At 67.9% G+C, this 19,075-nt stretch carries 18 protein-coding genes; 3 read left to right on the top strand and 15 right to left on the bottom strand.

The genetic code is table 11. From position 1 onward, the window contains the following. Positions 1 to 143: 143 nt before the first annotated feature. The 7 genes from L810_RS00090 to argB all read right to left on the bottom strand — a co-directional run bounded on the left by L810_RS00090 (position 144) and on the right by argB (position 9,153). On the bottom strand, positions 144 to 1,565 hold the full coding sequence (locus L810_RS00090) for an AmpG family muropeptide MFS transporter (protein ID WP_021156286.1): 1,422 nt from the start codon (positions 1,563 to 1,565) through the stop codon (positions 144 to 146). 119 nt (positions 1,566 to 1,684) lie between these two features. After that, positions 1,685 to 2,293, bottom strand: a complete 609-nt coding sequence (gene metW, locus L810_RS00085; protein WP_021156285.1) for a methionine biosynthesis protein MetW — start codon at positions 2,291 to 2,293, stop codon at positions 1,685 to 1,687. Further along, positions 2,290 to 3,435 carry a homoserine O-succinyltransferase MetX gene (gene metX, locus L810_RS00080; RefSeq protein ID WP_021156284.1) on the bottom strand — a complete coding sequence of 382 codons (1,146 nt, stop codon included), beginning with the start codon at positions 3,433 to 3,435 and terminating at the stop codon, positions 2,290 to 2,292. The genes metW and metX overlap by 4 nt, the downstream gene beginning before the upstream one ends. Before the next feature lie 274 nt (positions 3,436 to 3,709). Next, entirely contained in the window at positions 3,710 to 6,646 is a 2,937-nt protein-coding gene (locus tag L810_RS00075; RefSeq protein WP_051392114.1) for an autotransporter family protein, read from the bottom strand. A gap of 184 nt (positions 6,647 to 6,830) precedes the next feature. Beyond that, positions 6,831 to 7,499, bottom strand: coding sequence for a nucleoid occlusion factor SlmA (gene slmA, locus L810_RS00070; protein ID WP_042972636.1), 669 nt, complete (start codon positions 7,497 to 7,499; stop codon positions 6,831 to 6,833). Continuing rightward, the gene (locus tag L810_RS00065; RefSeq protein WP_021156281.1) at positions 7,466 to 8,257 is read right to left on the bottom strand and encodes a pyrimidine 5'-nucleotidase; all 792 of its coding nucleotides are present in this window, start codon (positions 8,255 to 8,257) and stop codon (positions 7,466 to 7,468) included. The genes slmA and L810_RS00065 overlap by 34 nt, the downstream gene beginning before the upstream one ends. Continuing rightward, positions 8,254 to 9,153: an acetylglutamate kinase gene (gene argB / locus L810_RS00060; RefSeq protein ID WP_006490510.1), complete on the bottom strand. Its 900-nt coding sequence runs from the start codon at positions 9,151 to 9,153 to the stop codon at positions 8,254 to 8,256. The genes L810_RS00065 and argB overlap by 4 nt, the downstream gene beginning before the upstream one ends. Before the next feature lie 318 nt (positions 9,154 to 9,471). Here argB and L810_RS44415 point away from each other — a divergent pair, with 318 nt between their 5' ends. The 3 genes from L810_RS44415 to L810_RS00045 all read left to right on the top strand — a co-directional run bounded on the left by L810_RS44415 (position 9,472) and on the right by L810_RS00045 (position 11,763). Next, entirely contained in the window at positions 9,472 to 9,696 is a 225-nt protein-coding gene (locus tag L810_RS44415) for a cysteine-rich CWC family protein (RefSeq protein ID WP_021156280.1), read from the top strand. A gap of 92 nt (positions 9,697 to 9,788) precedes the next feature. Further along, positions 9,789 to 11,207: an ATP-binding protein gene (locus tag L810_RS00050; protein WP_021156279.1), complete on the top strand. Its 1,419-nt coding sequence runs from the start codon at positions 9,789 to 9,791 to the stop codon at positions 11,205 to 11,207. Between the two features lie 13 nt (positions 11,208 to 11,220). Next, positions 11,221 to 11,763 (top strand): response regulator transcription factor, encoded by a 543-nt coding sequence (locus tag L810_RS00045; protein ID WP_021156278.1) that lies wholly within the window; start codon positions 11,221 to 11,223, stop codon positions 11,761 to 11,763. A gap of 22 nt (positions 11,764 to 11,785) precedes the next feature. On the opposite strand, the gene L810_RS00040 is transcribed toward L810_RS00045, so the two are convergent. The 8 genes from L810_RS00040 to L810_RS00005 all read right to left on the bottom strand — a co-directional run. Further along, on the bottom strand, positions 11,786 to 12,148 hold the full coding sequence (locus L810_RS00040; RefSeq protein ID WP_042972635.1) for a hypothetical protein: 363 nt from the start codon (positions 12,146 to 12,148) through the stop codon (positions 11,786 to 11,788). A 178-nt stretch (positions 12,149 to 12,326) separates the two neighbouring features. Continuing rightward, positions 12,327 to 13,670, bottom strand: coding sequence for an ATP-dependent protease ATPase subunit HslU (hslU, locus tag L810_RS00035; protein ID WP_042972634.1), 1,344 nt, complete (start codon positions 13,668 to 13,670; stop codon positions 12,327 to 12,329). A 10-nt stretch (positions 13,671 to 13,680) separates the two neighbouring features. Continuing rightward, entirely contained in the window at positions 13,681 to 14,217 is a 537-nt protein-coding gene (hslV, locus tag L810_RS00030) for an ATP-dependent protease subunit HslV (RefSeq protein ID WP_021156275.1), read from the bottom strand. A 242-nt stretch (positions 14,218 to 14,459) separates the two neighbouring features. Then, on the bottom strand, positions 14,460 to 14,876 hold the full coding sequence (dksA, locus tag L810_RS00025) for an RNA polymerase-binding protein DksA (protein WP_006477498.1): 417 nt from the start codon (positions 14,874 to 14,876) through the stop codon (positions 14,460 to 14,462). A gap of 496 nt (positions 14,877 to 15,372) precedes the next feature. Continuing rightward, on the bottom strand, positions 15,373 to 16,452 hold the full coding sequence (locus L810_RS00020) for a CobW family GTP-binding protein (RefSeq protein WP_021156274.1): 1,080 nt from the start codon (positions 16,450 to 16,452) through the stop codon (positions 15,373 to 15,375). A gap of 201 nt (positions 16,453 to 16,653) precedes the next feature. After that, positions 16,654 to 17,868 (bottom strand): class I SAM-dependent rRNA methyltransferase, encoded by a 1,215-nt coding sequence (locus tag L810_RS00015; protein WP_042972632.1) that lies wholly within the window; start codon positions 17,866 to 17,868, stop codon positions 16,654 to 16,656. Positions 17,869 to 17,944: 76 nt separating this feature from the next. After that, on the bottom strand, positions 17,945 to 18,865 hold the full coding sequence (gene xerC, locus L810_RS00010; protein WP_042972630.1) for a tyrosine recombinase XerC: 921 nt from the start codon (positions 18,863 to 18,865) through the stop codon (positions 17,945 to 17,947). 14 nt (positions 18,866 to 18,879) lie between these two features. Beyond that, positions 18,880 to 19,075 (bottom strand): DUF484 family protein (locus L810_RS00005; RefSeq protein WP_042972629.1); only part of this gene is annotated, 196 nt, incomplete at its 5' end.

Here is a 19,075-nt window from a genome sequence, read left to right as displayed (position 1 = left end):
AAGCCGGTGCGGCGGCCGGCGCGGAGCCCGCGGCGGTTGCAGCGGGCGCGCCGGTGTCGGACGCATGGGCGGCGAACCCGGCGGCGAGCGCCGCGGCACCGATGCTCCACGAAGCCGCAACGCGCGCGAGGCGGTGCAGGCGGTTACTGCGCACGGCTGGCCTCGCCGTTGCGTGCGGCGCCGTTCCACGGTGCGATCCTGAACAGCAGCAGCATGCCGGGAATCGCGAGCGCGGTGCACACGATGAAGTAGTCGAACCAGCCGATCTTCGCGACGATGAAGCCGCTCGCGGCCGACGCGAGCGTGCGCGGTACCGACGCGAGGCTCGTGAACAGCGCGAACTGCGTGGCCGTATAGCGCGGGTCGGTCGTGCTCGCGATGTACGCGACGAACGCGGCCATCGTCAGGCCGGTCGTGAAGGTTTCGAAGCCGTAGACGAGCGCGAGCGCGACGGTCATCGGGCTCAGATGCGGCGTGACCTCGAAGCCGAAGATCGACAGGAACGACGCGAGCGCATGGCTGGCCGCGACCGTGAAGTCGTAGAGCGCCGCCAGCACCGGCGAGCCGGGGCCGACCTGCGCGAGCCACGCGAAGCCGAGCGTCGACACCATCTGCAGCGCGCCGAAGACCCACAGCCCGCGGCCGATGCCGATCTTCACGAGCCAGACGCCGCCGATGATGCCGCCGGCGACGCTCGCGACGAGCGCGGTGGTTTTCGCGACGATGCCGATCTCGGTGCGCGAGAAGCCGATGTCGAGGAAGAACGACGTCGACAGCGTGGTGGCCATCGTGTCGCCGATCTTGAACAGGAAGATGAACGCGATGACGAGCAGCGCGCCGGCCCAGCCGTCGCGCTGGATGAATTCGCGGAACGGCAGCACGATCGCGTCGCGCAGGTTGCGCGGCGGTGCGCCGACCACTTCGGGCTCGCGCACCAGCAGCGTCATCAGGATGCCCGGCAGCATGAACGCGCCGGTGAGCGCGAACACGGCGTCCCACGGCATGTGATCGGACAGGATCAGCGCGAGCGAACCGGGGATCAGCGCGGCGAGCTTGTACGCGTTCACGTGCACCGCGTTGCCGAGGCCCTGCTCGGTATCGCGCAGCAGCTCGCGGCGGTAAGCGTCGATCACGATGTCGGAACTCGCGCCGAAAAACGCGACGAGCGTGGTGAGCGCGGCGACCGTCCAGATCGAATCGCGCGGCGACACGAAGCCGAGCGCGGCGATCGCGCCCGCGACCAGCACCTGCGTGAGCAGCATCCAGCCGCGCCGGCGGCCCGGCCGCCAGCCGGGCAGGCGCGGGATGTAGCGGTCCATCAGCGGCGCCCACAGGAACTTCCACGTATACGGGAACTGGATCAGCGCGAACAGGCCGATTTCCTTCAGGTTCACGCCCTCGGAGCGCAGCCATGCCTGCACGAGGTAGACGAGCGTGAACAGGGGCAGGCCCGACGTGAAGCCCAGGAACACGCAGATCAGCATGTGCGTGTTCAGATAGGCTCGCCAGCCGGGGTGATCCTCGTGAGCGGTGAGTGCGGGCGCCTCGTGTGGCGTTTTCGACATGGACAGAAACTGGGTAGCGTTGACTGATGGCGGCGGCAGCGCAGGCGGCGGTGCGAGCGACGCGAGAGGGGCGGCCGCACGCTCGTGCGGGCCGGATCTTCCGTCAACGGCCCCCCGGCTCAGCTGCGCTTGACGCGGTAGACAGCAAGACTACCACGCCAGTTCGCTCCCCATCGAATCGGCTGGCCTTCGTGCAGCACGACGCGGTCGAGGATCGTGACGCCGACTTCCGGCGCGAGCGCCTCGAAATCCTTGATCGTCAGCACCCGGACGTTCGGCGTGTTGTGCCACTGGTAGGGCAGCGATTTCGACACGGGCATCCGGCCGTGCAGCACCGACAGCCGGTGCGACCAGTAGCCGAAGTTCGGGAACGACACGATGCACTCGCGGCCGACGCGCGCCGTTTCGCGCAGGATCGCGGCGGTCTGGTGGATCGTCTGCAGGGTTTGCGACAGGATCGCGATGTCGAAGCTGTGGTCCTCGAACAGGCGCAGGCCGTCCTCGAGATTCTGCTGGATCACGTTGATGCCGTTCTTCGCGCTCGCGAGCACGCCGGCGTCGTTCAGTTCGATGCCGTAACCGGTGACGTCCAGTTCCTCCATCAGCAGCGCGAGCAGCGAGCCGTCGCCGCAGCCGAGGTCGAGCACGGTCGAGCGCGGCTCGACCCAGCGGGCGATCGTGCGGAAATCCGCGCGCGCGGACAGGGAATTCAGCGCTTGCTGGTTCATACACCCACCTCGATGGCGATTCGTTCGTAGTACGCGCGGAGCAGGTTGTGATAGCGCGCGTCGTCGAGCAGGAACGCGTCGTGGCCGTGCGGCGCGTCGATTTCCGCGTAGCTGACCGTGCGCTTGTTGTCGAGCAGCGCCTTCACGATCTCGCGCGAACGCGCCGGCGCGAAGCGCCAGTCGGTCGAGAAGCTCGCGATCAGGTATTTCGCCTGCGTGTGCGCGAGCGCGGCCGTCAGGTTGCCCTCGAACGCCTTCGCCGGGTCGAAGTAGTCGAGCGCGCGCGTGATCAGCAGGTAAGTGTTCGCGTCGAAGTAGTCGGCGAACTTGTCGCCCTGGTAGCGCAGGTACGACTCGACCTCGAACTCGACGTCGAAGCTGAAGTTGTACGCATCGAGCGCGCCGTCCGCGCGGCGCAGCGCCCGGCCGAATTTCTCGGCCATGTCGTCGTCGGACAGGTACGTGATGTGGCCGATCATCCGCGCGACGCGCAGGCCGCGCTTCGGCTTCACGCCGTGCGCGTAGTAGTCGCCGCCGTGGAAGTCGGGATCGGACAGGATCGCCGAGCGCGCGACCTCGTTGAACGCGATGTTCTGCGCGGACAGCTTCGGCGTCGACGCGATGTCGATGCAGTGCGCGACTCGCTCCGGATACATCAGGCTCCACGCGAGTGCCTGCATGCCGCCGAGGCTGCCGCCCATCACCGCGGCGAAGCGCTCGATGCCGAACGCGTCGGCGACGCGCGCCTGCGCGTGCACCCAGTCCTCGACGGTGACCACCGGGAATTTGGCGCCGTACGGCTTGCCGGTCGACGGATCGATGCTCATCGGGCCGGTCGAGCCGAAGCACGAGCCGAGGTTGTTCACGCCGATCACGAAGAAGCGGTTGGTGTCGAGCGGCTTGCCGGGGCCGACCATGTTGTCCCACCAGCCGGTGCTGCGCGGATCGTCCGCGTAGACGCCGGCGACGTGATGCGACGCGTTGAGCGCGTGGCAGACGAGCACCGCGTTCGAGCGCGCGGCGTTGAGCTCGCCGTACGTCTCGACGACGAGCTGATAGTTGCCGAGCGCGCTGCCGCTTTGCAAGCGCAGCGGTTCGGCGAAGTGCATGGTCTGTGGAGCGACGATGCCGATCGATTCCATTCGTTCCGCCTTATGCCTTATGACTGGGCGGCTAAATGGTGTCGGCGGGGCGCGGAGTCGAAGGTGCGCGGCTGACGACCTCTTTAGCCGCATTTGTAGTGAACCGCCGGGACGAAGACGCATCAACGTTCCGGCCGGTTCGCGCGCCCGCAATCGAGTCAGCAAATCGGCGCGCTTCCGACCTGCCGCCCGTAGGGCGACAGTCGGCAAAGTATAGCGGAATTTGCGGCAAGCGGATGTCGGGGCGGCCGCGGCACGCCGCCGGCGCTTGGTGTCACCACCGGTACTTCGCCGCCAGCTCGCCCTTGACGACCGCATAGTCGGACAGGTTCGACTCCAGCCCGAGGCCGGCCGATACCGCGAAGCGTTTCGACCACTGCCCGGTCGCGCCGATCCGGAATGCCGCCCGATCGCGCGGCACGTCGAACGAGAACGCATTGCCGTCGAGCGTGAGCGTCCGCGACCCGGGGCCGTGCCACCAGTTCGCGTCGATGAACGGCCGAAGTTCACGTCCGGACGGCGTGATCGTCACGCCATGCACGCGTACGCCGACGCGGGTCAGCACGTCGGTCGAGCTCTGCCCGTCGAGACGGCCGCCGACAACGCGATGGGCGTCCGCGCGATAGTCCGACACGACGAGCTGCGCTTCGGGCTCGACATGGAAACGCGTGTCGCCGCGCTCGTAGAAACGGAACGAATAACCGCCTTCCAGCGAACCCGTCACGGTGCGCGATCGGTACGAGTCGGCCGCGAGACTGCCGCCGACGCTGTTCGCATAGGCGCCGACCAGTGCCCATGCATCGACGTACGGGCCGGTCAGGATGTCGCGGTTGCCGTACCAGGTGCCGTACAGGCCGATGTTGTAACCGGACACGCTGCCGCGCGCGGTGGCATCGGCGACGCGCTGCTCGATGGCATTCCACAGCGGGCGAGTCGACCAGCTCGTCTGGCTGCCGTACATGCCCATCGCGCCGACCCGGAAGTGGCCGCCGCGACCGTCGTCGAAACGGAACAGGTCGGCGCCCGCGTGAATCAGGCGGCCGTTTCCGGACACGCTGCGGTTGCCGCCCGATATCGATGTGATCTGCCCCTCTGCGCGCAGCCAGACAACGCCATCGAGCGGGCGTGATGCGGTATCGCCGGTGCGCAGCGTGCGATCTTCCCGTTGATGCAGCGTGTGGATCGCCATCGTCGCGGCGGCGTTGGCATTGGCCAGATACGCGTCGGGCTCGGGTGCGACGGCGCGCGGAGGCGGCGGCTGAATTTCGGGTTGGACAGGCGGCTCGGGATCGACCGGGCCAGGCGGCACCGGCGGCTCGGGCCGTGCGGCGGAAACGAGATACCAGTCGTGTTCCTTTCCGCCGTTCCCGCTGCGCGCGAGCATGTAGTCGTAGCCGCCGGCGGACACCGTGCCGAAGCTGCGGCGATAACCGTCCGATCCGGTGTCGAGCGTGAATGCGGCGGGGTCCGTCGTGCCGCCGTTGCGGGTCTCGACGATCGGGATGCCGACGGTGGTCTGCGCGCCGTTGCCGCCGGCACGCCGGACGACGATGCCGGTATGGCCGGACGCGTGCCCGCCGTCGATCACGATCCGGTCGGACGGCGATGCGTCGTCGTTCAGCGTCGTGTTGACGACGAGCCTGCCGTCGCGCGCCGCATAGTCGCCCGAGACGACGAGCGTGCGCGGCGCGCCCGCATCGGAAGGCGCGAATGCGATGGTCGAGCCGTTCAGCGCGACGGAGCCGACCGACGAATCCGCGGTGACGGTCCACCGGCTGTTCGTGTCGAGCGACAGCGCGCGTACCGCATCGGTCGCGCCCGTCCACGCGGCGCCATGGGACAGCGCGACATCGGTCACGGCGGGCGACGGCGGGGCGCCGTTGTCCGCCGGTCGGTTCACGATGTCGCCGGCGGCCTGCACGTCCGTATCGAGCGTCAGCCGCACCGGCGCCCCCGAGCGTGCGTCGACGAACAGCAGCGTGCCGTTGCCGCCGGCGACGCGCGCGCCGTTTTGCAGCGAGACGTGTGCGTCCGAAACGTCGATCGCGCCGTGCCGATCGCTGACGAGCGAGCCGCCATCGACGGTCAGCGTGCCGCCGTGAATGCCGGCGGCCCACGCGCCGTCGCCGGTCGTGCGCACGTCGGTGCGTGACAGGCCGATCGTGCCGCCGGCGCTTGCCCGCAGCGCGGTGCCGTCCACGCCGCTCGTCGTCACCGTGGCATCCGTGAGCGACGCGACCGAGCCGGCGCCGCTGGCGAGCACGCCATACGCGCGTTCGCCGCCCGTCGCGATCCCGCCGCGCGTCATGGCGACCTTGCCGCCGAGCCGCGCGACGGCACCGACCGAACGGTCGCCGGCTGTCGTCACGTCGGTGTCCGTTGCAAGCACGACCGGCGTCTCGCTGCCTTCCTGCGAGGCATACAGCCCGTGCGCATTGATGCCTTGCGTGTGCACGTGCGTGCGCGCGAGTTCGACACGGCCGCTGCGCGTGTCGATGCCGAGCGCCTGGTCGCCGTCGGTGGCCACGCGCGCGTCGCTGAACGTGACCGAGGACGCGCCGGGCATGAACAGCCCGGACGCGTAGTCTCCGCTCGTCCGGATGTCGGTGCGAGCAAGCGTTGCATGGATGTCGCCGTAGCTGACGAACGTGCCGTATGCGAAGTCGCCGCTGGTGCGGACGATCGTATCGGTGGCGTTCACGATCGCACCGGGTGCGTTGTTCACCGCGATGCCGTGCGCTTCGCGGCCGCGCGTGACGATCGCGCTGCCGGTGACGTCGACGCGGCTGCCGCTGACGTCGACATAGACGCCGTGTGCACTTCTTCCGTCGGTGTCGATCGAGATGTTTTCGGCTGTCGCGCTGCTGCCTGCGCGAACGTCGATGCCCGTCCCGATGAACCCGCGGGTGCGGATTTCGGTGTCGCGCAGCGCGATGCGCGACCCGTCGCCGAAAGCGGAAGCCCCCGACGAATAGGTGCCGGTCGCGAACAGCCGCGTCTTGCCGGTGGTGGTCAGCACGCCGCCGTTGACTGCGGAAAACACCGGGCTGGCGAAGTTGCTCGTCGAATAGTCGCCGGGAGCGGTTTCCAGCGTGACGCCGTCGGCGAGTTGTGCGCCGCCGTCGGTGACCTGGGCCGATGACGGCCACGGGATGATCGCGCCGGCAAGCAGTGCGGCACGCGCAAGCAGCGGCGCGCGCGGCGGGGCCACGGCGCGCTGTCGGCCGGAGGACGTCTGACAATGCGGAAACTCGCGATTCACCGGATCACTCCCGTTGTATTGAAAACAGGAGAAAATTAACCCGATCAGGCGAAATGCGATATTGGACGAGTTCGAATTGCGACGCAGCGTCGGCCGCATCGCGAGCGCGCCGGACGCGCGCGTCCGGCGCCGGTCACTGCAGGATCAACCGCAAATGCGCGTCGGCCTGCTCGCCGGGCGGCTTCTGGAACCCGTCTTTCGCGAAGCGGTGCCACCGGCCGATCACATAGCTGACGAGCAGGCTCGCCCGAGCGGCCGGGTCGTAGTCGGCCGGCAGCGCGAACGGCGCCGCGCCGTCGGGCGCGTTCGCCTCCGTGCGCGCGACCCGCAGGCACTGCTTGACGGTTGCTTCGATGCGGTCGAGCAGCTGGTTCACGCGTTCGGTGAGCCGTTCGTCCTCGCCGACCAGCGCTTCGCCCGTCAGCACGCGCGTCATGCCGGGGTTCTTCGCGGCGAAACTGAGCATCGTCAGCGCGATCGTGCGGGCCTGCAGCACGCCGTTCGGCTCCTTCTCGACGATCTGGTTGACGAGGCCGAACAGCGACTGCTCGATGAACTCGATCAGCCCTTCGTACATCTTCGCCTTGCTGGGGAAATGGCGGTACAGCGCGGCTTCCGACACGTCGAGCCGGGCCGCCAGCGAGGCCGTCGTGATCTTCTCGCGCTTCGGCGCCTCGAGCATCGTCGCAAGCGTCTGCAGGATGTGCACGCGACGCTCGCCCGGTTTCGGACGTGTACGGATGCGGGTGGGTGATGCCTGATCGTCCGTTACGGCTTGGTCCTGCGGGTGAGTCGGCTGCATTTCTGTCGCCCCGATCGTGTGCCCAGTCGCAGCGATTTTAGCGAACGAATGCGCTGGTCGACATAAAGTGGGCGTCCGGTGCCTGGCAGGTGGCCGGGCAGGTGGCCGGTGATCCACACCGTGCCGATGCCGAGGCGCTTGTAGCGCTTCAGGTGGCCGAGCGTATCCTCGACGAGGATCGCGTCGGACGCACGGGCATGCACGGTGCGCAGCGTCCGGCGCAGCATCGTGTGATCGGGCTTCGCGCGCCACGTGCGGCGGTCGCGCATGTGCTCGATCGCGATCACGCGTTCGAACAGCCGCTCGATGCGCAATTCGCGCAGCACCGCGCGCGCATAGTTCTCGGGCGCATTGGTCAGCACGAACTTGCGGCCCGGCAGCGCGGCGATGATGTGCGCGAGGCCGCGCTCGGCGCGCACCATCGCGGGAAGATCGGCGAACGTGTGGACCACGCGCAGGAAGTCGTGCGGATCGATCGGGTGATGGCGCGCGAGGCCGAGGAGCGCGGCGCCGTAGCGCTGCGTGTAGCCGGTGCGCAGGCGGTCGGCTTCGGTGCGCTCGACCTGCAGCGCGTCGATGATGTACTGCGTCATCGCGCGGTTGATCTCCGGAAAGATTGCGTGCGATGCGTGGTGCAGCGTGTTGTCGAGATCGAACAGCCAGACGGGCGAGCCGGCGTGCGGCCGGCTGCGGGAGATGCGCCGGCGTCGCAGCGACGCCGGCAGGTCGGGGCTGGATGGTTTGCGGCGCGCGCTCAATGCGAGCGGATCATCGTACCGAACGGCTGCTCGGTCAGGATTTCCAGCAGCACCGAATGTTCGATCCGGCCGTCGACGATGTGCACCGACTTCACGCCGCTCTTTGCCGCGTCGAGCGCCGACGAGATCTTCGGCAGCATGCCGCCCGAGATCGTGCCGTCCTCGAACAGCGCGTCGATCTCGCGCGCCGACAGGTCGGTCAGCAGGTTGCCGTCCTTGTCCATCACGCCCGGGATGTTGGTCATCATCAGCAGCTTCTCGGCGTTCAGCACCGTGGCGAGCTTGCCCGCGACGAGGTCGGCGTTGATGTTGTACGACAGGCCGTCCTCGCCGAAGCCGATCGGCGAGATCACCGGGATGAACGCGTCGTCCTGCAGCGCCTTCACGACCGCCGGGTTGATCGCCTCGACTTCGCCGACCTGGCCGATGTCGATGTACTGGCCCGGGTTGTCGCGATCCGGCATCAGCAGCTTGCGTGCGTGGATCAGGCCGCCGTCCTTGCCCGTCAGGCCCACCGCGTGGCCGCCGAAGTGGTTGATCAGCATCACGATGTCCTGCTGCACTTCGCCGCCCAGCACCCATTCGACGACTTCCATCGTCTCTTCGTCGGTGACGCGCATGCCCTGGATGAAGGTGCCGGCCTTGCCGATCTTCTTCAGCGCGTGATCGATCTGCGGACCGCCGCCGTGGACGATCACCGGGTTGATGCCGACCAGTTTCAGCAGGATCACGTCGCGCGCGAAACCTTGCTTGAGCCGCTCTTCCGTCATCGCGTTGCCGCCGTATTTAATGACCACGGTTTTCCCGTGGTAACGGCGGATATACGGCAGCGCCTCGGCGAGGATTTCTGCTTTCAGCGTGGGGGCGATCTGCGAGAGGTCGATGGGCTCGGACATGGCGGCGGCTCTGGCTGGGAACGGTTGAAACACGGCGAATTGTACAGGAGTGGCGCAGCGCAGCATCGGGTTTTTGGACGGGCCGGAACCCGCGCGGCGCGGCTCGGGTACCACGCGCGGCGGCCCGCCGGCTATGGCGCGGCGCGATGCGGGCGGCCATTCGGGCGGGGGTGTGCGCAACGGTGCGCAGGTAGCGGCGCCGAGGCGGCTCGCGAGCGTCGACGACGGTCATCGGCCCGATGGACGGCGTGCAAAATCCGTTCGCCGCGCTATGCTTGTCGCGTAGGGCGGTTTCACGCCCGCTTCCGCGCTTCCGCCATGACCGATCCCGCCGCCGACGCCCGTTCCGCCCCGCGCCGCGCGCGCTGCCCGCACTGCGGGCGCAGCTTCGACTGCGGCGCCCGCTCGCAGCCGTTCGAATGCTGGTGCGCGTCGATGCCGGTCTTGCCCGGCGGTACGCCGCCGGCAACCGGCGCGCGCTGCCGGTGCCCCGAATGCCTGGCCGACGAGATCGCGCAGCGGATGGCCGGCGCGGCCGGCTGACGGCACCGGCCGTGCACGCAGCGCATCCCGTTCACCACGTTCCGATCCGGCCCCGCTAGAGGCGCTGCCCGCTAAACGGGTAAACTGCCCGGATGCAACGAATCACCACCACCGGGCGCGTCAACCTCGGTCACCTGTTCTGGCTCCGCAATCTCGCGATCGTCGGCCAGCTCGTGACGATCGGCGTCGTGCAGACCTATTTCGGCGTGCATCTGCCGTTGCCGGCGATGCTGATGGTCATCGCGCTCGAAATCGTTTTCAACGCGCTGACCTGGGTGCGCGTGCTGCGCGCGCGGCCCGAGACCAATTTCGAGCTGCTCGGCCAGCTGTGGGTCGACCTCGGCGCGCTGTCCGCGCTGCTGTTCCTGTCGGGCGGCACGACCAACCCGTTCGTGTCGCTGTACCTGCCGTCGCTCGCGATCGCGGCGGCCGTGCTGCCGTGGCACCTGATGATCTGGCTCGCGGCGTTCGCGGTCGCGTGCTACGCGGCGCTCGGCTTCGACTCGGTGCCGCTCAACATGGATAACCCGGCCAACCTGTTCGACTACTACCGTACCGGGATGTGGGCGAACTTCATGGTCAGCGTCGGGCTGATCGCGTGGTTCGTCGCGCGCATGTCGAATGCGCTGCGCCAGCGCGACGCGGCGCTCGGCGAAGCGCAGGCGCACCTGCTGCGCGACGAGCGGGCGGTCGCGCTCGGCGTGCAGGCCGCCACCGTCGCGCACGAGATGGGTACGCCGCTGTCGACGATCGCGATGCTCGCCGAGGAGCTGCGCGACGCGGCGCGCGCCGATCCGGGGCTGGCCCGCTACGAAGCCGACCTGAAGGTGCTCGAGGAGCAGATGACGCTCTGCACGTCGGCGCTCGCGCGCCTGCGCAGCCGCGCGAGCGCACCCGCGAGCCGCCAGCCGGTGGACGACTGGCTCGACACGTTCGTCGAGCACTGGCGCCTGCGGCATCCGCACGTGCAGTTCGAACTGCTCGGTGCGCGCCCGGCGGGCGTCGCGCTCGACGACACGGTCGCGGCCGGCCAGATCCTGACGATCCTGCTCGACAACGCCGCGCGCGCGAGCCCGCAGCGCGTGACGCTGGCCGCGAAGGTCGCGCACGCCGGCACGGCCGACGAGATCGAATTCGAGGTGTGCGACGACGGGCCCGGCATTCCGGCCGCGCTGCGCGAGTCGCTCGGCGCGATGCCGGTCGACAGCACGCAGGGCGGGCACGGGGTCGGCCTGTATCTCGCGTTCAGCGCGGCCGCGCGGCTCGGCGGCGAGATCGAACTGTCCGATGTCGTGCCGCGCGCGGCGGGCGGCAACGGGCGGGCCGGCGGGGCGGCGAATGGTCACGCCGCGGCCGGCCCGGGACAGCGCGCGGGCCAGCGCGCGTCCGAACGGACAACCGGCACGCCGGACAGCCGCGCGGCCGGCACATCCGCCGCGCGCGGCACGCGGGCCGTGCTGCGCCTGCCGGCGGTGCGCGTCGCGGCGCCGGCCGCCTCAACCAACACGTAGACGGAGAAACCACATGAGCGAGAACAATTTCCTGGTGATCGACGACAACGAGGTATTCGCGGGCACGCTCGCGCGCGGCCTCGAGCGCCGCGGTTACGCGGTCCAGCAGGCGCACGACAAGGAGGCGGCGCTGCGGCTCGCCGCGGGCGGCAAGTTCCAGTTCATCACCGTCGACCTGCATCTCGGCGAGGATTCGGGCCTGAGCCTGATCGCGCCGCTGTGCGACCTGCAACCCGATGCGCGGATCCTGGTGCTGACCGGCTACGCGAGTATCGCGACCGCCGTGCAGGCGGTGAAGGAAGGCGCCGACAACTATCTCGCGAAACCCGCGAACGTCGAGTCGATCCTGGCCGCGCTGCAGACCAACGCGACCGAAGTGCAGGCCGACGAGGCGCTCGAGAATCCGGTCGTGCTGTCGGTCGACCGGCTCGAATGGGAGCACATCCAGCGCGTGCTCGCGGAGAACAACAACAACATCTCGGCGACGGCGCGCGCGCTGAACATGCACCGCCGCACGCTGCAGCGCAAGCTCGCGAAGAAGCCGGTGCGGCAGTAAGCGGGCACTGGCGCCCGGCGCGTCAGCCGGGTGCGCCCGGGGCGCGCGACAGGCTGGCGACGATCTCGCGTTTCAGCAGGAGCGTGAGCAGCGCCGAGTAGAAGACGTTGGCGAGCAGCGGCGCGCATCCGCCGATGACGATGGCGTTGGCCAGCGGCCACGGCGTTGCCGATACGCCACGCGCGACGAACTGGACGCCGAGGCTGAACGCCACGCTGGCGAGTGCGATGCCCGCCAGCGTGCCCAGCCACGCGAGTACGAACGCGACGTTGTAGCGCCGCAGCGAATCCCGCCTGATCCGGCGCATGAGCGACAGGATGTCGGCGCGCGTGAGCGCGAGCAAGGCCGGCACGATTCGGCCGGCGACGGAAGGGTAGATGGTCATTCGAAGGTAGTGACGAATGCGTCGGTACTTGGCCGGAGGAGTCCGGATTATAGGGACGCACCAGCGTGCTTGCCATCAGCCGCATTCGAGGGGCAGGCACGGGCGCCGCATCGCCTGACCATGAAAAAACGGGCGACCCCGCAAGGGGCCGCCCGTTTTTCGTCGGACGCCGCGCGCGTTACAGCACGTAGCGCGACAGGTCTTCGTCCTGCGACACTTCGCCGAGCGCACGGTCGACATACTTCGCGTCGATCGTCACGCGCTCGCCGGCATGGTTGCCGGCCGAGAACGACACTTCCTCGAGCAGTTTCTCGATCACCGTGTACAGCCGGCGCGCACCGATGTTCTCGGTCTTCTCGTTGACCGCATACGCGATCTCCGCGAGACGGCGGATGCCGTCGTCGGCGAATTCGAGCTGCACGTCTTCGGTCGCGAGCAGCGCCTGGTACTGCTTGACGAGGCTGGCATCGGTGGCGACGAGGATCGCCTCGAAATCGTTCACCGACAGCGAGTCGAGCTCGACGCGGATCGGGAAGCGGCCCTGCAGTTCGGGAATCAGGTCGCTCGGCTTCGCGAGGTGGAACGCGCCGCTCGCGATGAACAGGATGTGATCGGTCTTCACCATCCCGTACTTCGTGTTGACCGTCGTGCCTTCGACGAGCGGCAGCAGGTCGCGCTGCACGCCCTGGCGCGACACTTCGCCGCCGCTGCCTTCGTTGTTGCGCGACGTGATCTTGTCGATCTCGTCGAGGAACACGATGCCGTTCTGCTCGACGTTCTGCACGGCCTTCGTCTTCACTTCCTCGTCGTTCAGCATCTTCGCCGCTTCCTCGTCGGTCAGCAGCTTCAGCGCTTCCTTGATCTTCACCTTGCGACGCTGCTTCTTGCCGCTGCCGAGGTTCGAGAACATCGAGCGGATCTGCTCGGTCATCTCTTCCATCCCCGGCGGCGCCATGATGTCCATGCCGGCCGACGGCTGCTCGAGGTCGAGCTCGACTTCCTTGTCGTCGAGCTGGCCTTCGCGCAGGCGCTTGCGGAAGGTCTGGCGCGTCGCGTTGTTGTCGTCGTTCGCGTGGTCGGCATTGCCGCCGAAGCCCACTGCGCGCGGCTGCGGCAGCAGGATGTCGAGGATGCGGTCTTCCGCCTGGTCGGTGGCCTTGCTGCGCACCTTGCGCATCTCGGATTCGCGCGTCTGCTTGACCGAGATCTCGATCAGGTCGCGCACGATGCTGTCGACGTCGCGGCCGACGTAGCCGACCTCGGTGAACTTGGTCGCCTCGATCTTGATGAACGGCGCGTCGGCGAGCTTCGCGAGGCGGCGTGCGATTTCGGTCTTGCCGACGCCCGTCGGCCCGATCATCAGGATGTTCTTCGGCGTGATTTCCTGGCGCAGCGGATCGGCGACCTGCTGGCGGCGCCAGCGGTTGCGCAGCGCGACCGCGACGGCCTTCTTCGCCTTGGCCTGGCCGATGATGTGCTTGTCGAGTTCCGAGACGATCTCGGCAGGGGTCATGGTGCTCATGGTGCGGTCCTTACTCGATCGTTTCGATGATGCGGTTGTGGTTCGTGTAGATGCACATGTCGCCGGCAATCTTCAGCGACTTCTCGACGATCTCGCGCGGCGACAGCTCGGTGTTCTCCGCGAGCGCGCGGGCCGCGGCCTGCGCATATGCACCGCCCGAACCGATCGCGCAGATGCCTTCCTCGGGGTCGAGCACGTCGCCGTTGCCGGTGATCACGAGCGTGGTGGTGGCATCGGCCGTGATCAGCATCGCCTCGAGGCGGCGCAGCATCCGGTCGGTGCGCCAGTCCTTCGCGAGCTCGACGGCCGCGCGGGTCAGGTTGCCCTGGTGCTTCTCGAGCTTCGCCTCGAAGCGGTCGAGCAGCGAGAACGCATCGGCGGTGCCGCCCGCGAATCCGACCAGCACCTGGTTGTTGTAGATCCGCCGCACTTTCCGCGCGCCACCCTTCATGACGATGTTGCCGAGGGTTACCTGGCCGTCGCCGCCGAGCGCGACCTTGTCGCCGCGCCGGACCGAAACGATGGTCGTGCCGTGAAATTGCTCCATCTGCGTTCCTTGAGAAAAACGGGGAAGAGTCGGGCGGCGCGAGGCGCCGCCGCGTAACTCGCAGTGCGCCGGGAAGCGGCCCGACGCGCGTCCGTTTCATTTTAGGGCGGGCGCGGGGATATCAAGAGGCGGGCGGCAAATCGGAAAACCGGCCAACCGCGAGCCGGTGCCGGAAAAACAAAAAGCGCGCGGCAGGCCGCGCGCTTTCGGGAAGCAGCGTGTTTGAGCGGAACGCCGCTCGATCAGTCGCCGAACAGCTTCTGGCGCAACTCGCGGCGCTCCTGCGCCTCGAGCGACAGCGTGGCGGTCGGACGGGCGAGCAGCCGCGGAATGCCGATCGGCTCGCCGGTTTCCTCGCACCAGCCGTAATCGCCGGAATCGATGCGGGCGAGCGACTGCTGAACCTTCTTGAGGAGCTTGCGTTCGCGATCGCGCGTGCGCAGCTCGAGCGCGTGCTCTTCCTCGATCGTCGCGCGATCGGCGGGATCGGGGACGATCACCGTCTCGCGCAGGTTCTCGGTCGTCTGGCCTGCATTCTTGAGGATGTCCGCCTGCAACTGTTCGAGCCGATTTTTGAAGAAGGCGAGCTGATCCTCATTCATGTAATCCTTGTCGCTCATCTTCAGGATTTCGGCTTCGGTCAAGAGTTTCTTCGTCATCTGCTTGCTTCTTCAATGTGCGGCAAATCGAGAGATATTGCCTGCACTTTGGGATTACCCGCAACCGCGCTTGCAATCATTTGCGATTTGCCGCCGCGGGGCCGAAAGCCTCTGGAAAACCGGTTCTCAAATACCAGGATAGGCCTGGCGCGGAGTTGCGCGCGCTGCGAACCGGTGTGCTGCGCGGCACATCGCATCGGCCGCGGCCGGGAGGCGGATTGGCGATCCGGCGCGGTTGCGATGCCCGGAAAACTGGTTCAGCAAGAACCGGGCCTGTTTGTTGCCGTACTCCAGCGGGCACGTATTGTAACTGAATCGCAAGCGGGCGCCGTATCGGGTCGATCCCCGTCGGCTGCGCCAATATCTAGAAAATATAACGCGCAAATCGCGAAAAAGCGATGACGGCGAAACCCTGCCCGAAACGGGCGCTCCGCGGCCGCCGCAACCGCCCGCGGAGCGGCCGTGCGGCGGCTTGTGCGGCGGTTGCCCGCGCGCGTCAGGCGAGACAGGCGTCGAGGCCGTCGGTGATCAGGTCCTGCGGCAGATCGACGCCGATGAACACCATCTTGTTCGTCTTCTTCTCGATCGGCAGCCACTTCGCGGCGAGGTCGCTGCCCATCATCTGATGCACGCCCTGGAACACGACCTTGCGGTCGACGCCCTTCATGTACAGCACGCCCTTGTAGCGCAGCATCCGCTCGCCGTAGATCTGCAGGATGCCGCCGAGGAAGTCTTCCAGCTTGTTCGGGTCGAACGGGCGGTCGTTGCGGTACACGAACGACTTGATCTTGTCGTCGTGGTGCGCGTGGTGGTGATGGTGGTGGCCGTGGTCGTGATCGTGCGCGCATTGACCGTGATCGTGGTCGCAATTGGCGTGATCGTGATCATGGTCGTGATCGTGGTGGTGATGCGCGTGATCGTCCTCGGCGAGGAAGTCGGGGTCGATCTCGAGCTTCGCGTTCAGGTTGAAGCCGCGCAGGTCGAAGATTTCCTTGATGTCGGCTTCGCCGAAGTTCACGACCTTGATCGCGGCCTTCGGGTTCATGTGCATCAGGCGGTGCTTCAGGCCGGCCACGGTCTGGTCGTCGACCAGGTCCGACTTCGTGATGAACAGCCGGTCGGCGAAGCCGACCTGGCGCTGCACCACTTCGTGCTCGTCGAGCTGCGCGTTCGCGTGCTTCGCGTCGACCAGCGTGATGACCGCGTCGAGCAGGAAGTCGTCGGCGATTTCGCTGTCGATGAAGAAGGTTTGCGCGACGGGGCCCGGGTTCGCAAGGCCGGTGGTTTCGATCACGATGCGGTCGAAGTCGAGCTTGCCTTCGCGCTTCTTCGCGGCCAGGTCGCCGAGCGCGCGGGCGAGGTCGCCGCGGATCGTGCAGCAGATGCAGCCGTTGCTCATCTGGATGATCTGCTCGTTCGAATCCTGCACGAGGATTTCGTTGTCGATGTTCTCTTCGCCGAACTCGTTCTCGATCACGGCGATCTTCATGCCGTGCTGTTCGTTCAGGATGCGCTTGAGCAGCGTCGTCTTGCCGCTGCCGAGGAAGCCGGTGAGGATGGTGACGGGAGTGGCCATGTCAATCGCCTGTGGTTCGTGAATCGGGGTCAAAACCAGGATGTGCGTTGCGCCCGCTCGCGCTGCCAGCCGGGGCGCACAACCATCCATTGAAACATACCTGTCAAGCCCCCGCCCGTCGTCCGAACGACAGGCGGGAACGCGAATCCGCCGGGCGCGAGGCCGCGGCCGGCGGAAGGTTACGCGCGTAGATCGGGGCGATCAGACGATTTGCAACAGCAGGCCCTTCAGATATTCGCCTTCCGGGAATGCCGCGAGCAGCGGGTGATCGACGCCCGCGCCGAGTCGCTTCAGGATGCGCGCGTCGACCTTCGCGTCGGCCGCCGCGCCCGCGACGATCTTCTGGAACAGGTCCATGTCGATCGCGCCCGAGCACGAGTACGTGAACAGCAGGCCGCCCGGACGCAGCAGCTTGAAGCCGCTCAGGTTGATGTCCTTGTACGCGCGCGCCGCGCGATCGACGCTGTCGCGGGTCGGCGCGAACTTCGGCGGATCGAGCACGATCAGGTCGAAACGTTCGCCTTCGTCGACGAGGCGGCGCAGCGTCTTGAACGCGTCGGCGTCGAGCCAGGTCGCGCGTTCGGCGTCGAAACCGTTGGCGACGACGTTCTGCTGCGCGAGCGCGAGCGCATCGCCCGACGAGTCGATCGACACGACACGCTTCGCGCCGCCCTTGAGCGCCGCGAGCGAGAAGCCGCCGGTGTAGCAGAAGCAGTTCAGCACGTCGCGATCGGCCGCGTACTGCGCAACCAGCGCGCGGTTGTCGCGCTGGTCGACGTAGAAGCCCGTCTTGTGGCCGTTCGGCACGTCGACGTGATAACGCACGCCGTTTTCGTTCGCGATCAGCGTCGCGGGCGGCGCGTCTCCTGCCAGCACGCCGGTCGTCTGCTCGAGCCCTTCCTTGTCGCGGATCGACACGTCCGAGCGCTCGTACACGTTCGGGCAGCCGGTCGCGCCGACGAGCGCCTTCACGATCGCGTCCTTCCATGCTTCGACGCCCGCGGCCATGAACTGGCAGACGAGCTGGCCGCGCGGCGCCGCGCCGGCTTCGGCGGTGTCCGCGACGTAGTAGTCGACGATCAGCCCCGGCAGCCCGTCGGCTTCGCCGAACACGAGCCGCACCGCGCCCGTGCCCGACACCATCGTCGTGCGGTGCGCAACGGCGCGCTGCACGCGGCGCTTGAAGAACGCGTGGTCGATCGGCTCGTTCTCGTCGAAGCTCCACACGCGCACGCGGATCTGCGACTGCGGGCTGTACGCGCCGCGCGCGAGAAAGCGGCCGTCGTGCGCGCGCACGATCACGGTCGCGCCGGGCGCGGGCTTGCCGTCGACGCGGTCGATCGCATTGGCGTAGATCCACGGATGGCGGCGCAGCAGCGATTTGTCCTTGGACGGCTTGAGGGTGACGGTTTGCATGATGAGATCGAAATGGGCCGTGCGCGAAGCCGACCGTGGCCGGTCGCCGCGCGCGGCGGGTAACACGGGGCGCGCGTCAGTCGCGCTTCTTCGCGCGCGGATGCGCGCTGTCGTAAATCTTCGCGAGATGCTGGAAGTCGAGCGACGTATAGACCTGCGTGGCGGACACGCTCGCGTGGCCGAGCAGTTCCTGCACCGCGCGCAGGTCGCCGCTCGACTGCAGCACGTGCGTCGCGAACGAGTGGCGCAGCACGTGCGGATGGACGTTGGCGGGGATGCCCGCGGCGAGCGCCGCGCGCTTCACGCGCTCGCGCACGACGCCCGGCGACATCCGGTTGCCGCGCACGGACACGAACAGCGGATGCGGATCGTGCTTCACGAATTCGCCGCGCACCGCGAGCCATGCGTTCAGCGCATCGATCGCCTTGCGGCCGACCGGCACCTTGCGCTCCTTGTTGCCCTTGCCGCGCACGGTGACTTCGGCTTCGGCGAGATCGAGCCAGCCGGCCGAGCGGTAGCCGTCGGCCTGCGTGTACATGACGTCGAGCCCGATCAGTTCCGCGAGGCGCAGCCCCGACGAATAGAACAGCTCGAGGATCGCGTGATCGCGGATGCCTTCGGTCGTGCCGGCGAGCGGTGCGTCCATCAGGGCCGATGCGTCGTCGACCGACAGCGCCTTCGGCAAGGTCTTCGGGCGTTTCGGCGCGCGCACCGCGGCGACCGGGTTCGCGGGCATGTCGATGCGCTGCGCGAGCCAGCGGTAGAACGCGCGCCACGCGGACAGCCGATGCGAGATCGACCGTGCGGACAGCCCGCCCGAATGTGCGCGCGCGACCGCGCCGCGCATGTCGGCGGCCGTCAGCACTTCGAGCGGCCGGCCGGCCGCAAGCTTCTTCAGTTCGTCGAGTTCGTGCGTGTAGGCGCGCAGCGTGTGCTCCGACAGCTGCCTGACGTGCTTCAGGTTCGACAGGTAGGCGGCGACCGGATCGTCTGTCATCGCGTGCGGCAGGCTCAGTGCGGCAGCAGGCGCGTGAGCGCGGCGCTCGCGAGCGTTGCGATCTGCGCGAGGAAGTCGGTGGCCATCCCGTCGTGGAAGCGGCGCGGGTCGGGCGAGCCCAGTACGAGCAGGCCGAACGCGGGCGCATCGGTGCCGGCGAGCGGCGCGCGCAGCGCGAGCAGCGCGACCGATGCGGCCGAGCCGTCGCCG

The organism is Burkholderia sp. AU4i (genome assembly GCF_000466765.1).
GTDB classification, from domain to species: Bacteria; Pseudomonadota; Gammaproteobacteria; order Burkholderiales; family Burkholderiaceae; genus Burkholderia; species Burkholderia cepacia.
Note: the sequence above shows the minus strand (reverse complement) of the source record. Positions and strands in the feature narration are given on the sequence as shown.